Annotated in this window: 10 protein-coding genes and 2 riboswitches; of the genes, 4 read left to right on the top strand and 6 right to left on the bottom strand. The window is 73.6% G+C overall.

Going from position 1 to position 13,507, the window contains the following annotated elements:
• Positions 1-16: 16 nt before the first annotated feature.
• Positions 17-772, top strand: a complete 756-nt coding sequence (locus tag ACWEV3_RS20600) for a cobalt-precorrin-6A reductase (RefSeq protein WP_452615444.1) — start codon at positions 17-19, stop codon at positions 770-772.
• Here ACWEV3_RS20600 and ACWEV3_RS20595 read toward each other — a convergent pair.
• The 3 genes from ACWEV3_RS20595 to cobG are packed head-to-tail and all read right to left on the bottom strand — an operon-like array spanning position 760 to position 4,153.
• Positions 760-2,280 (bottom strand): precorrin-2 C(20)-methyltransferase, encoded by a 1,521-nt coding sequence (locus tag ACWEV3_RS20595; protein ID WP_452615443.1) that lies wholly within the window; start codon positions 2,278-2,280, stop codon positions 760-762. The two genes, ACWEV3_RS20600 and ACWEV3_RS20595, sit on opposite strands and share 13 nt — an antisense overlap.
• Complete coding sequence (locus tag ACWEV3_RS20590) at positions 2,277-2,939, bottom strand: precorrin-8X methylmutase (protein WP_452615442.1); 663 nt, start codon at positions 2,937-2,939, stop codon at positions 2,277-2,279. The genes ACWEV3_RS20595 and ACWEV3_RS20590 overlap by 4 nt, the downstream gene beginning before the upstream one ends.
• Complete coding sequence (cobG, locus tag ACWEV3_RS20585) at positions 2,936-4,153, bottom strand: precorrin-3B synthase (RefSeq protein ID WP_452615441.1); 1,218 nt, start codon at positions 4,151-4,153, stop codon at positions 2,936-2,938. The genes ACWEV3_RS20590 and cobG overlap by 4 nt, the downstream gene beginning before the upstream one ends.
• An 86-nt stretch (positions 4,154-4,239) precedes the next feature.
• A riboswitch (cobalamin riboswitch) is annotated at positions 4,240-4,426 on the top strand.
• 94 nt (positions 4,427-4,520) lie between these two features.
• Between cobG and cobN the strand changes: the two genes are divergently transcribed.
• The gene (cobN, locus tag ACWEV3_RS20580) at positions 4,521-8,135 is read left to right on the top strand and encodes a cobaltochelatase subunit CobN (RefSeq protein WP_452615440.1); all 3,615 of its coding nucleotides are present in this window, start codon (positions 4,521-4,523) and stop codon (positions 8,133-8,135) included.
• A gap of 176 nt (positions 8,136-8,311) precedes the next feature.
• Here the strand turns inward: cobN and cobA are convergent, their stop codons facing one another.
• Both cobA and ACWEV3_RS20570 read right to left on the bottom strand, forming a co-directional pair.
• Positions 8,312-9,535: a uroporphyrinogen-III C-methyltransferase gene (cobA, locus tag ACWEV3_RS20575; RefSeq protein WP_452615439.1), complete on the bottom strand. Its 1,224-nt coding sequence runs from the start codon at positions 9,533-9,535 to the stop codon at positions 8,312-8,314.
• Between the two features lie 145 nt (positions 9,536-9,680).
• Positions 9,681-10,736: a HoxN/HupN/NixA family nickel/cobalt transporter gene (locus tag ACWEV3_RS20570; protein ID WP_452615438.1), complete on the bottom strand. Its 1,056-nt coding sequence runs from the start codon at positions 10,734-10,736 to the stop codon at positions 9,681-9,683.
• Positions 10,737-10,813: 77 nt separating this feature from the next.
• A riboswitch (cobalamin riboswitch) is annotated at positions 10,814-10,938 on the bottom strand.
• A 253-nt stretch (positions 10,939-11,191) separates the two neighbouring features.
• Between ACWEV3_RS20570 and ACWEV3_RS20565 the strand changes: the two genes are divergently transcribed.
• Positions 11,192-11,461 (top strand): DUF1876 domain-containing protein, encoded by a 270-nt coding sequence (locus tag ACWEV3_RS20565; RefSeq protein WP_132487319.1) that lies wholly within the window; start codon positions 11,192-11,194, stop codon positions 11,459-11,461.
• 50 nt (positions 11,462-11,511) lie between these two features.
• On the opposite strand, the gene ACWEV3_RS20560 is transcribed toward ACWEV3_RS20565, so the two are convergent.
• Positions 11,512-12,366: a LysR substrate-binding domain-containing protein gene (locus tag ACWEV3_RS20560; protein ID WP_452615437.1), complete on the bottom strand. Its 855-nt coding sequence runs from the start codon at positions 12,364-12,366 to the stop codon at positions 11,512-11,514.
• A gap of 91 nt (positions 12,367-12,457) precedes the next feature.
• On the opposite strand from ACWEV3_RS20560, the gene ACWEV3_RS20555 reads away from it, so the two are divergent.
• Positions 12,458-13,372, top strand: coding sequence for a DMT family transporter (locus ACWEV3_RS20555; RefSeq protein ID WP_452615436.1), 915 nt, complete (start codon positions 12,458-12,460; stop codon positions 13,370-13,372).
• Positions 13,373-13,507: the final 135 nt, after the last annotated feature.

The raw sequence follows: 13,507 nt of genomic DNA, 5'->3' as shown, positions 1-13,507 counted from the left end.
CAACGGGGCGGGTCGGATGACCCGCGTGCTCGTCCTCGGTGGCACCGGCGAGGCCAGGAAGCTCGCCGAACGGCTTGCCGAGCGGCCAGACCTGCGCGTCACGTCCTCCCTCGCCGGCCGGGTCCGCGAGCCGAAGCTGCCGCCGGGCGAAGTGCGCGTCGGCGGCTTCGGCGGTGTCGACGGGCTGGCCGACTGGATTCGGCGCGAGCAGGTCGACGCGGTCGTCGACGCCACCCACCCGTTCGCCGGCGCGATCACCGAGAACGCCGTGGCGGCAGCGGAACTCGCGGGGTGCCCGATCCTGGTGCTGCGCCGCCCCGCGTGGCGGCCGGGTCCCGGGGACGACTGGCGGGCGGCGCCGTCCCTGGCGGCGGCCGCGGAGCTGCTGCCCGAGCTGGGCGAACGGATCTTCCTCACCACCGGCCGGCAGGGCCTCGCGCACTTCGCCGCGCTCGACCTGCGGTTCCTGGTGCGGACCGTCGATCCGCCGGAACCGCCGCTGCCGCCGCACACCACGGTGCTGCTCGCCCGCGGGCCGTTCACAGTCGACGACGAGCTCGCCCTGCTGCGGGAGCACCGCATCGACATCGTCGTCACCAAGAACAGCGGCGGTTCGATGACCAGCGCGAAGCTCACCGCGGCCCGCGAACTCGGGCTGCCGGTGGTGGTGGTCCAGCGACCGCCCCAGCCCACCGCGCCCTCGGCCGAGACCGTCGAGGACGCCGTCGCCTGGCTCGATTCCGCGCTGCGCCAACGAGATCACGCCGGGTAGCGCCGCGGCGTGAACACGACGTCGCGCCCGTCGGCGCCGACGGCGAGCCGCGTCGTCGACGAGCCGATCAGCAGCAGGCACCGCATGTCCACATCGGACGGATCGAGGTCGGCCAGGCGCACCACCTCGATGCTCTCCGCCGGGCCGCCGACGTCCCGGCCGATGACCACCGGCGTGTCGGGCGAGCGGTGCTCCAGGACCGCGTCCCGGGCGGCCGCGACCTGCCAGGTCCGGCTGCGCGAAGCGGGGTTGTAGATCGCCATGACCAGGTCCGCCGACGCCGCGGCGCGCAGCCGCTCGACGATCACCTCCCACGGCTTGAGCCGGTCGGAAAGCGACAGCACGCAGAAGTCGTGGCCCAGCGGCGCGCCGACGCGGCTGGCCACCGCCTGCGCCGCCGTCATGCCCGGCAGGACCCGCACGGGCACGTCCGATCGCTCCGCCGCGACCTCCAGCACCGCGCTGGCCATCGCGAACACGCCGGGATCGCCGGAGGAGATCACCGCGACCCGCGACCCGCGCCTGGCCAGCTCCAGCGCGAACTCCGCGCGTTCGGCCTCCACCCGGTTGTCGGACGCGTGCTTGCGCTGCCGCGGGTTGTCCGGGATCCGGGCGAGGTACGGGGCGTAACCGACCAGGTCGTCGGCCGCGGCGAGCGCCGCCTGCGCCTCCGGCGTCACCCACTCGCGGCCGCCGGGTCCGAGTCCGACCACCACGACCTCGCCCCGCTCCGCGCCGCGGTCGGCGGCCGCAGCGGCGGCGTGGAGCGCGGTGTCCGAATTCGCCGGTCCGGGCAGCAGCGCCAGCGAGAAGTACGGGACGGTTTCCGGGTCGACGTCCGCGAGCGGCTGCAGGCGCTGCCGATCCGTGGTCGCACGCTCGGCGTACCAGGCCTCGTCCAGGCGGCCCGCCTTCTCGAATGCTTGCCGCACTCCTTCGAAGGTGCGCCCCAGCTTGAGCACCGCGGCGGCATCGGTCGTGGCGAGCCGTTCGGCGAGGACGTCCGGTGGGAGGGTGCCCGGCAGCACGGTGAAGATCTCGTCGCGTTCGGCCAGCGGGCGCCCTAGCGCCGCCGACGCGCCGCTGACCGAGGTGATGCCCGGGACGACCTCGGCGCGGAAGCGGCCGGCCAACCGCTTGTGCATGTGCATGTAGGAGCCGTAGAAGAGCGGGTCGCCCTCGGCGAGCACGACGACGTCCCGCCCGGCGTCGAGGTGCGCCGCGAGCCGGGCCGCGCAGTCCGCGTAGAACTCGTCGATGGCGCCCTGGTAGCCGCCCGGGTGGTCGGTGGTCTCGGTGGTCACCGGGTAGACGAGGGCCTCCTCGATCTGCCCCGGCCGCAGGTACGGCTCGGCGACGGACCTCGCGATGCTCCTGCCGTGCCGGGCGCTGTGGTACGCGATCACCTCGGCCCGTTCGATCAGCCGGGCGGCCTTGACCGTCACCAGCTCCGGGTCGCCGGGGCCGAGACCCACGCCGAAAAGCGTGCCCTTGCCGTTGCTGCTCACTCTTCCTCGCTCGCGATCGCGTTGATGGCGGCCACCGCCATGGCGCTGCCGCCGCGGCGGCCGTGCACCACCAGGTGGTCCAGCCCGGCGGGGTGCGCCGCCAACGCCTCCTTCGATTCCGCGGCACCGATGAAGCCGACGGGCAGCCCCAGCACCGCGGCGGGTTTCGGGGCGCCGTCCTCGATCATCTCCAGCAACCGGAACAGCGCCGTCGGAGCGTTGCCGATCGCGACGACCGATCCCGCCAGCCGGTCGCGCCACAGCTCCAGTGCCGCGGCGCTGCGCGTCGTGCCCAGCTCGCGGGCCAGGCCCGGGACCCGCTCGTCGGACAGCGTGCAGATCACGTCGTTGTCCGCGGGCAGGCGGCGCCGGGTCACGCCGGCGGCAACCATCGCGGCGTCGCACAGCACCGGCGCACCGGCGCGGAGGGCCGCGCGCGCGTTGAGCACCGCGTTCGCCGAGTACGCCAGGTCGTCGACCAGGTCGACCATGCCGCAGGCGTGGATCATCCGCACCGCTACCCCGGCCACCTCCGGCGGCAGGCCGCTCAGGGCCGCTTCCGCGCGGATCGTGGCGAAGGAGCGGCGGTAGATCTCCGCGCCTTCCCGGACGTATTCGGGCACCCCTCGGTAGCGGGTCGCCCCGTTGTTCTCGTTCACACTGTCCTCCGTGCCGCGACGAGCGCGGCGGATACCTGGTCGACATCGGCGCCGGATGCCCGCGTCTCGCCGTCGAGACCGACCTCGTAGCCGGCACCGGTGGCCAGCACTTCCACGACGCGCCCCTGCGGTCGGCCGCAGCGCCGTTCGCAACCCGACCAATGCACCGCAAGAGCGCCGCCCGCCGATGCGCGCTGGGCGTCTTCGCGGACGTCGGCCCGCGCCTTCGCGCAGCCGGGACGACCGGCGCACGCGGTCACCCCGGCACCGGCCGAGGACGGATCGACGAGCAGGCCGTGCGCGCCGAGTTCCGAGAGCCACCGACCGGCTTCGTCCAGCCGCAAGCCGGGCAGGACGACGGTCCGCCACGGCGTCAGGCGAAGTTCGCCCGCGGCGTCGGACGCGGCGGTGATGATATCCAGCTGGTCCCGCGACAGGCGGCCCAGTGGTGCCCCGGCCACCACCCCGACCGTTCCGTCGGACCGTTCCACCGCGCCGACCTGCGAATGCGTCGCCGGCGGGTTCGACGGGAGCGGCCCGCCCGGGACGGCGCCGAGGCGGTCGGCGATCCGGCGCGCACCGTCGTCGAGTTCGGCCAGCCGCCAAGCCGAGAGCCCTTGCTCGGCCTTCTCCGCCAGGAACGCCTCCGCCGCGGCGATGGCGACGCCGGCGGCCTGGTCCGGGGTCGATCGCACTCCGGAATCCACGCCGGCGAGCACCAGCGCCAGGGTGTCCGCGCGCTCCGCGAGCAGGCCGACATCGGCGCCAAGCGAGATGACGTCCGCGCGGCCGTCGTCGATGGCGAACAGGAAACGTCCGGGCAGGTCCGCCAACGACGGCGTCGCGCAGAGCGCCGCGTCGAGTTCCCGGGCCACCGCCCGCACGTCGACCAGCTCGCGGCCGTCCGCCGAGGGCGAGCCGATGATGTTGCGGACCCGTTCGTGCGTTGCCGAGGGCAGCAGCCCCGCCGCCCGGAGCCCGGCGGCGAGTTCCTCCTCCGCTCCCGCGGGCAGTCCGCGCACCTGCACGTTCGCCCGCGAGGTGAGCTCCGCGCCGCCGTCGCCGAGCGCCGCGGCCGCCGCGATCGCCCGGACCTGAGGCGGCGTGAGCACGCCGCCCGGGACGCGGATGCGGGCCAGTCCGCCGTCGGCTGCCTCGTGCACCCGCAGCGCGCCGGGACACGCGTCCCGCTCTGGTCTGGCTCTGTGCAACACCCGGCTGATACTACGGACCCAGGTAGTTGCGGACGCAAAACAAGCGCGGTGCGACGTGCGTCATGCCCGCGCCGCTTGACGTAAGATCACCCCGTTGCGAAGAGTGGTCGCAGCATTCAGCGGCGACGGTGGAGGAAGCCGGTGCGAATCCGGCGCGGTCCCGCCACTGTCACCGGGGAGCGGACTCCAGGGAAGTCACTGTCCTAACTGGACGGGAAGACGGAGCGAGCGCTGATCCGGGAGCCAGGAGACTCCGGTCGCCGCGACCTACGAACCGGGGCGAGGACCCCGAGGGAGGTGCCGTCATGCGCTGCGCACGCGCGCCCAGGCCCCGCGACGCCGGTCGCCACGCCGAGGAGCGGTCCGCATGATCCTACTTCTGTCCACTTCGGACACCGATCTGCTCAGCGCGCGGGCCGCCGACGCCGAGTACCGGCTCGGCAACCCGGCGCGGCTGGGCGTGGACGACCTGCCCCCGCTGCTGGAGGACGTCGACCTCGTCGTCGTGCGGCTGCTCGGCGGCCGCCGGGCCTGGGAAGAGGGCCTGGACTCGCTGCTCGCGGGCCCGCGCCCGGTGATCGTGCTCGGCGGCGAGCAGGCGCCGGACGCGGAACTGATGGAATGCTCGACCGTGCCGGGCGGGGTGTGCGCCGAAGCGCACCGCTACCTCGCCCACGGCGGCCCGGACAACCTGGCTCAGCTGCACCGCTTCCTGTCCGACACGATCCTGCTCACCGGGCACGGCTTCGAGCCGCCGGCGGAGACCCCGACCTGGGGCGTGCTGGAGCGGACCCCGCGGCGCACCGAAGGCCCGACCGTCGCCGTGCTCTACTACCGCGCGCACCACATGGCGGGCAACACCGCGTTCGCGAACGCGCTGTGCGAGGCCATCGAAGACGCCGGTGGCCAGGCATTGCCGCTGTTCTGCGCCTCCCTGCGGGCGCCCGATCCGCAGCTGCTGGAGCAGCTCGGCCGGGCGGACGCGCTGGTCGTCACCGTGCTCGCCGCGGGCGGCACGAAGCCCGCCACCGCTTCCGCCGGCGGTGACGACGAGGCGTGGGACGTCGGCGCGCTCGCCGAACTCGACATCCCGATCCTGCAGGGGCTGTGCCTGACCAGCAGCCGCGAGGCCTGGGAGGACAACGACGAGGGCCTGTCGCCGCTGGACATGGCCACGCAGGTCGCCGTGCCCGAGTTCGACGGCCGCCTGATCACCGTGCCCTTCTCCTTCAAGGAGAACGATGCCGAGGGGCTGCCGGTCTACGTGGCCGACCGCGAACGGGCGGCCCGGGTCGCCGGCATCGCGGTCCGGCACGCGACGCTGCGGCACGTGCCGCCGCAGGACAAGCGCCTGGCGCTGATGCTGTCGGCCTACCCGACCAAGCACTCCCGGATCGGCAACGCCGTCGGCCTGGACACGCCGGTCAGCGCGGTCCGCCTGCTGCGGGCGCTGCGCGAGCGGGGCTACGACATCGGACCCGAGGATGGCCCCGACGCGCTGCCAGGCGTCGCGGACCAGGACGGCGATGCGCTGATCCACGCGCTGATCGCCGCCGGTGGCCAGGACCGCGACTGGCTGTCCGAGGAGCAGCTCAGCGGGAACCCGGTCCGCATCCCCGCGCGCCGGTACGCGAGCTGGTTCGCGACGCTGCCCGAGGACCTGCGCACCGCCATCGAGCAGCACTGGGGACCGCCGCCGGGCGAGCTGTTCGTCGACCGCTCCCAGGACCCGGAAGGCGAGATCGTGCTCGCCGCCGTCCGCGCGGGCAACGTCGTGCTCATGGTGCAGCCGCCGCGCGGTTTCGGCGAGAACCCGATCGCGATCTACCACGACCCGGACCTGCCGCCGAGCCACCACTACCTGGCGGCCTACCGCTGGCTGATCGACGAGTTCGGCGCGCACGCCATGGTGCACCTGGGCAAGCACGGCAACCTCGAATGGCTGCCCGGGAAAACGGCGGGCATGTCCGCCTCGTGCGCCCCGGACGCCGCGATCGCCGACCTCCCGCTGATCTACCCGTTCCTGGTCAACGACCCCGGCGAGGGCACCCAGGCCAAGCGCCGGGTGCACGCCACCCTGGTCGACCACCTCGTGCCGCCGATGGCCCGCGCGGAGAGCTACGGCGACATCGCCCGGCTGGAACAGCTCCTCGACGAGCACGCCAACATCTCGGCGATGGACCCGGCGAAGCTGCCCGCGATCCGCAGCCAGATCTGGACGCTCATGCAGGCCGCCAAGCTCGACCACGACTTGGGGCTCGACGAACGGCCGCACGACGCGGAATTCGACGACATGCTGCTGCACGTCGACGGCTGGCTCTGCGAGGTCAAGGACGCCCAGATCCGCGACGGCCTGCACGTGCTCGGCGACGCCCCGGCCGGCGAGGCCCGGGTGAACCTCGTGCTCGCGATGCTGCGCGCGCGCCAGATGTGGAGCGGGCAGAGCGCCGCGCTGCCCGGCTTGCGGGAAGCGCTCGGGCTCGCCGAGGACGGCAGCGCCGCCCGGGAGCAGGTCGACGACGTCGAGACCCGCGCGCACGCCCTGGTCCAGGCGATGGAGGACCGCGGCTGGAGCCCGGATTCGGCGCCCGAGGTGTGCCGGGAGGTCCTCGGCAGCGCCGAGGACGCGGTCGTGCGGGTGCTGGAGTTCGCCGCGACCGAGGTGGTGCCGCGGCTCGCCGCGACGACCGACGAGATGACCGCGACGCTGCACGCCCTCGAAGGCGGGTACGTTCCCGCGGGTCCCAGCGGGTCGCCGCTGCGCGGGCTGGTCAACGTCCTGCCCACCGGCCGCAACTTCTACTCGGTCGACCCCAAGGCCGTGCCCAGCCGCCTGGCCTGGGAGACGGGATGGGCCATCGCCGAATCCCTGCTCGACCGCTACCGCGCCGACACCGGCGACTGGCCCCGCTCGGTCGGCCTGTCGGTGTGGGGCACCAGCGCGATGCGCACCTCCGGCGACGACATCGCGGAGGTGCTGGCGCTGCTCGGCGTCCGGCCGACCTGGGACGAGGCGTCGCGCCGGGTCAACGGGCTGGAGGTGATCCCGCTCGACGAGCTGGGCCGCCCCCGCATCGACGTCACGGTCCGCATCAGCGGTTTCTTCCGCGACGCCTTCCCGCACGTGGTCGCGCTCCTCGACGACGCCGTGCGCCTGGTCGCCGCCCTCGACGAGCCGGACGAGCAGAACTTCGTGCGGGCGCACGCGCACGCCGACCTCGCCGAGCACGGCGACGAGCGGCGCGCCACGATGCGGATCTTCGGCTCCAAGCCGGGCGCGTACGGCGCGGGGATCCTGCCGCTGATCGACAGCCGGAACTGGCGCGACGACGCCGACCTGGCCGAGGTGTACGCGGTGTGGGGCGGCTTCGCCTACGGGCGCGAGCTGGACGGCGAACCGGCCCGCGCCGACATGGAGAGCGCCTACAAGCGGATCTCCGTGGCGGCCAAGAACACCGACACGCGCGAGCACGACATCGCCGACTCCGACGACTACTTCCAGTACCACGGCGGCATGATCGCCACGGTCCGCGCGCTGACCGGCAAGGCCCCGGCGGCCTACATCGGCGACAGCACGCGCCCCGACTCGATCCGCACCCGGTCCCTGACCGAGGAGACGTCGCGGGTGTTCCGGGCCCGCGTCGTCAACCCGCGGTGGCTGGCGGCGATGCGCCGCCACGGCTACAAGGGCGCGTTCGAGCTGGCGGCGACGGTGGACTACCTGTTCGGCTACGACGCCACGACCGGCGTCGTGGCCGACTGGATGTACGAGAAGCTCGCCGAGACCTACGTGCTGGACGAGGAGAACCAGCGGTTCCTCACCGAGTCCAACCCGTGGGCGCTGCACGGCATCACCGAGCGGCTGCTGGAGGCCGCCAACCGGCAGATGTGGCAGGAGCCGAACCCGGACACCCTGCAGGCGCTGCAAGACGTCTACCTGCAGACCGAGGGCGATCTGGAGGACGGGCCCGGCCAGCGCTGACAACCGGTCCGGGGCGGGCCAGAGCTACCAGACCCCGCCCCGGCGTCCCGCAATTTCCATTGAAATTGCGGAGGTTGTCCACAGCCATCGGCGTGTCCTGGCGCAACACGCTGACGGTCCGCAATTTCCATTGAAATCGAAGGTCCGATTTCAATGGAAATTGCGGGACTTCGACACTACCGGCGCGACTGCGGGGCGAGGTCCGCCACCGGTCCGACGACGATCACCGCGGGCGGCTTGATCTCCGCGTCCCGCACGGCGTCGGCGACCTCGCCGAGCGTGGTGCGGAGCGTCTGCTGGTTGCGCGTGGTGCCTTCCTGCACCACCGCGACCGGCGACTTCGGGTCGCGGCCGTGCTCGATCAGGACGGCCGCGAACTCCCTGATCCGCTTGACCGCCATCATCAGCACCAGGGTGCCGCGCAGCCGGCCCAGCGCCGGCCAGTCCACCAGCGACTGCTCGTCGTGCGGCCCGACGTGCCCGGACACGACCACGACCTCGTGCGCGACGCCGCGGTGGGTGACCGGCACGTCGGCCGCGGCGGGAGCCGAGAAAGCGCTGGTGATCCCGGGAACCGTGGTCACCGCGATCCCGGCCTCGACGCACGCCAGCAGCTCCTCGAACCCGCGCCCGAACAGGTACGGGTCGCCGCCCTTGAGCCGGACCACGAACTTGCCGGCCTTGGCGTGCTCGATCAGCAGCGAGTTGATGACGTCCTGGTTGGCCGCCCGCCCGTAGGGGATCTTCGAGGCATCCACCACCTCCACGTGCGGGCCGAGCTCTTCGAGCAGCTCGCGCGGCGCCAGGCGATCGGTGATCACCACGTCCGCGCGGCCCAGCAGCTGGCGCCCGCGGACCGTGATCAGGTCCGGGTCGCCCGGGCCGCCGCCCACGAGCGCGACGCCCGGCGCCGGCGGCTCGGACCACTCGTCGACCACACCGGTGCGCAACGCCTCCACGAGCCCGTCCCGCACGGCGGCGGAACGCCGGTGGTCGCCGCCCGCCAGCACCCCGAGCAGCAGCCCGCTGTGCTGGGCCACCGCGGGCGTGACGGCGGTCCCCTGCGAGGCGTCGTCGGCGCGGACGCAGAAGATGCGGCGCTGCTCGGCTTCGGCCGCGACCGCGGCGTTCACCTCGGCCCCGGTCGCGCACGCCACGACGTACCAAGCACCTTCCAGGTCGCCGTCGGCGTAGGGGCGCCGGTGCCACGTCAGGTCGCCCGCCTCGGCCATCGCCTCGACGGCCGGGGTCGCCTCCGGCGCGATCACGTCGACCAGCGCACCGGAGTTGATCAGGCGCGGGACCCGGCGCTGCGCGACGGTGCCCGCGCCGACGACGACCACCCGCTTCCCGGCGAGGTCGAGCCCGGCGAAGTAGTGCTGTTCAGTGTGCTTGGTCATGTCCGTAGTCCATGTCGGCTCCGCCCCGGCGAACTCGCCGGGGCCTTGTGCTCGGGGGCGCAGCCACGCGGTAGGCCACCTCGTCGTGGCTCACGATCACCGGCCTGACCTCGGGGCGCCACCTGGCACAGCCGGTGGACGCCGGTCACGCGCGTTCCGCGTCGTCGCCGCGGGCGGCGACTTTCCACCAGAGCGCGGCGCCGCCCCATACTGCCATGAAAGCGGCCAGCGTCAGATAGCCGAGCAGCTCGAAGTGGTCGCCGATGGCCGCGACCGGCTCCGCGAAGGACGCGCCGAGCTCCTGGAGCAACCCGGCGAGGACGACCAGCGCGACGACCGCGGCGAGCACCACCGTCAGCGCGGTGGTCGTCACGTTGACCCACAACCGCCGCAGCGGCCGCGCCAGCGACCACGTGTAGGCCCGGGACATCAGCATGCCGTCCACGCTGTCCACTGTGCACATTCCGGCGGCGAACAGCAGCGGCAGGCTCAGCACGGCGATCGCGGACAGGTGCTCGGTCGGGGAGACCATGGCGAGCACGGTGATCTCGGTGGCGGTCTGCATGCCGAGCCCGAACAGCAGCCCGATGCCGAACAGGTGCCAGGAGCGGGCCACGTTGCGCATCCGCCCCCGCAGCACCCGGGCGAGCAGGCCGCGCCGCCCGAGCACCAGCTCGACCTCGGCCTCGTCGACCGCGCCGCGGCGGGCGCGGCGCAGCAGCCGCAGGGCATCGCGCAGCACCAGCGCGTTGAGCACGGCCAGCGCGGTCAGGACCGCGATCACGATCAGGTCCACCGCCGTGGCGACCCGCACGCCGGCCTCCTCGGCCCACTGCTGCGCGGCGGGCCCGGCGATGAAAGCGACCGCGACGGCGAGGAAGAGCACGACGCTGGCGTGCCCGAGGGCGAACCACATGCCGGTCGACACCGGTCGCCTGCCGCGCTGCATCAGCAGCCGCGTGGCGTCGTCGATCACCGCGACGTGGTCGGCGTCGAACCCGTGGCGCAATCCGAGCAGGTACGCGGTCATCCCCGCGGCGGCCAGCCCTCCCACAGCGCCGAACTCCTGCTGCTGCAGCAGGTACGCGCCCCAACCCGCCAGGTGGAGCACTCCGACGGCGGCCAGCACGACCGCTGCTTTCCGGCGCTCGATGGCGCCCCAGCCGGCCTGCGGCCGACTCTCTTCGGCATCCCGAGACATGGGATATCCGACCTCCTGGGTTTCCCGCCCGAGGGGCTCGGTGTCCGCACGCCGCGGCGCGGCGCGGGGCCGGCGCGCAGTCTCCTGACTCCCGAATCGACGCGGCACCCCGGCCTTCCAGCTGCACGCAGCCGTGGCAACGAGTGGGGCCCACTCCCCGGTCACAGTGGCGGGACCGTCCCGGATTCGCACCGGGTTCCTGCACTGTCGGCGGCCGTATCCTTGCCTGCCCCGCGACCCGAGGTCAAACCCCGGGTGAAGCCGATCACGCGAAGGCCTTGTTTGGCGACGAGGGCCGGTTGGGTACGTCGCGCTTACCGGTCTGCGCGGCCGAACGGGGCAACCCGGACGGGTGAACACCGGTCTTCCGCTGCTCTGGTCGGCCAGCGCATGCTTGGGCTACGGCGACCTCAAGGGCCTGCGGGAACGCGGGCCGACGGGGACAGGAGGCGACCATGAACGAGACCCACACCATCACGCTGAACCTGCAGGTCGTGGAGGCGGGCGCGAAGACCACCGCCGACGTCGGGTTCACCACCCCGGGCGGTCAGGCGCTGCACGGGCACGGCACCGCGCGCCGCCACCCGGACGACCCGGAGGTACCGCAGATCGGCGACGAGATCGCGATCGCCCGCGCCCTGTTCGAACTGGCGCACAAGCTGCTGGACAACGCGGCCAGCGACATCGGCGAGCGCCTGCACCGCCGCGTGCACCTGCCCGCCTGACGCGGAGCCGGGGGCGTCTCCGACCCGCCGGGGGCGCCCTCCGGCATGTCTCACGAATGCGCTTCGACCACCTCGCGCGCCGTCTTCGCGACGAGGTCCGCGAGGTCGTCGTCGAGTCCGGGGCGGGCCCGGACCCGCAGCGGCGCGGGATCCAGCTGCGGGAGGTCGTCGCGCACCACCAGCCCTTCCAGGCGCGGCTTCGCCGACGGCAGCAGCGCGACGCCGAGGCCGGACCGCGCGGCCGCGAGCACCCCGGCCAGATCGGCGGCCTCGCACACCAGGTCCGGACGCCGGCCGATCCCGGTCACCGCGTCGACCGCGAGCCGCCGCGTGGTGCACGGCTCGTCGAAGACGACCATCGGCAGCGGCTCGCCGGGGCCCGGCGGCGCCCAGTCCGGTGCCGCGTACCAGTCCAGCCGGAGCCAGCCCGCGTCCCGGCTCCGCCCGCCGACCGACGGGTCGATCAGCAGCGCGATGTCGACGCTGCCGCGGTCCACGGCTTCCGCGAGCCGCGCCGTCCGGTCCAGGCGGAACCGCACCTCGAACGCCGGGAAGGCGGCTCGCATCCGGGTCGCCAGCTCGGGGAGCAGCCGGTCGGCGGCGTGCTCGGTGGAGCCGAAGACGAGCGTGCGGCGTTCCTCCGCGCCGAGCCGGCGCAGCGCCTCGTCGTGCGCGCCGAGGATGCGCCGCGCCTCGGCCAGCAGGAGCTCTCCGGACGCGGTGAACTTGGCCTGCCGCCCCTCCCGGACCACCAGCTTCCGGTCCAGCACCCGCTCCAGCTTGCGCAGGTGCTGGCTGACCGCTGACTGGGTCAGGGACAGCGCGGCGGCGGCCCGGTGGAACCCGCCGCAGTCGGCGACCGCGACCATGCTGCGCAACGCGACGATGTCCAGCACTGCACCCATGCGACCACCCTAACCGATCAGCGATTGAAATCGATCGCGATTACTTATCGTCGTTGGACGCGGCCGGGCCGGACGGGCGAGGCTTGGGATCATGCAGAGCACCCGCTCGATCCCGCTGCCGCTGGCGGCGCCGATCGTCGTCATCTGGGCCAGCGGATTCCCCACCGGGAAGCTGGGTGTCGGCGCCGCTCCCCCGTTCCTCCTGACCTCCGTGCGGCTCGCGCTGGCCGCGGCGGTGTTCGCGGCGATCGCGGTCTGCTCCCGCGCGACCTGGCCCAGCGGCAAGCGGTTCGGGCACACCGCCGTCGCCGGAATCCTCACCAGCGGAGCGCAGTTCGCCGGGTGCTACGGCGGGATGGCCGTCGGGGTCCCGGCATCGGTGACCGCGCTGGTGCTCGCCATGAACCCGGTGCTCACCGCGGCGCTCGCGGCCGGATTCCTGGGCGAGCGGCTGAGCCGGATCCGCGCGATCGGGCTCGTCCTCGGCGTGCTCGCCGTCGTCGTCACGCTCGGCGGCCAGGTGCTCGCCGACGGCGCGGTGAACCCGGGAATCCTGCTCACCCTGCTGGGATTGCTCGGTTTCTCCGCGGGCGGGCTCTACCAGCAGCGGTACTGCGCCGGGGTCGACGTCCGGGCCGGCGGCGCCGTGCAGTCGGGTGCGGCGGCGCTGGCGGTCGGCGTGATCGCGGTGTTCGAGCAGGGCCACGTCACGCACTGGGGGCAGGCGACCGCGGTGCTGCTGTGGCTGGTCCTGGCGGGATCGGTGGCCGGGACCGCGTTCTACCTGCGGGCGATCGCGGTCGGCGGCGCGAGCCGGACGACCGCCCTGTTCTGCGTCGTCCCGCCCGTGTCCGCCCTGCTGTCCTGGCCGATCCTGGGCGAAACGCCGTCCCTCACCGCCGTGCTGGGAATGGCCCTGGGAGCCGTGGCATGCGTGCTCGGCACCAGGCCCGACCCGGCCCGCGAGCCCAAGTCCCGAGAACTCGCGGAAGCGCCCGCCGCTTGAGCGTTTTCGGTTGCTGCAGGCGCTCTTCGGGATGCGGCGCGGCGCGCTCCTGCCCTCGAAGCGGCGTGGTGCGGGCGGCGGTTTCGCGCGAAAGCGGCGCGCTCAGGCGTGGCGAACGCCGCTTTCGCGCGAAAC

The sequence above is a fragment of the Saccharopolyspora sp. NPDC003752 genome, from assembly GCF_053605825.1.
Note: the sequence above shows the minus strand (reverse complement) of the source record. Positions and strands in the feature narration are given on the sequence as shown.

Coding starts and splice junctions, on each gene's coding strand:
- ACWEV3_RS20560 (WP_452615437.1), bottom strand. CDS start 12,366: ATGGGTGCAGTGCTGGACATCGTCGCGTTGCGCAGCATGGTCGCGGTC.
- ACWEV3_RS20555 (WP_452615436.1), top strand. CDS start 12,458: ATGCAGAGCACCCGCTCGATCCCGCTGCCGCTGGCGGCGCCGATCGTC.
- cobN (WP_452615440.1), top strand. CDS start 4,521: ATGATCCTACTTCTGTCCACTTCGGACACCGATCTGCTCAGCGCGCGG.
- ACWEV3_RS20565 (WP_132487319.1), top strand. CDS start 11,192: ATGAACGAGACCCACACCATCACGCTGAACCTGCAGGTCGTGGAGGCG.
- ACWEV3_RS20600 (WP_452615444.1), top strand. CDS start 17: ATGACCCGCGTGCTCGTCCTCGGTGGCACCGGCGAGGCCAGGAAGCTC.
- ACWEV3_RS20570 (WP_452615438.1), bottom strand. CDS start 10,736: ATGTCTCGGGATGCCGAAGAGAGTCGGCCGCAGGCCGGCTGGGGCGCC.
- cobA (WP_452615439.1), bottom strand. CDS start 9,535: ATGACCAAGCACACTGAACAGCACTACTTCGCCGGGCTCGACCTCGCC.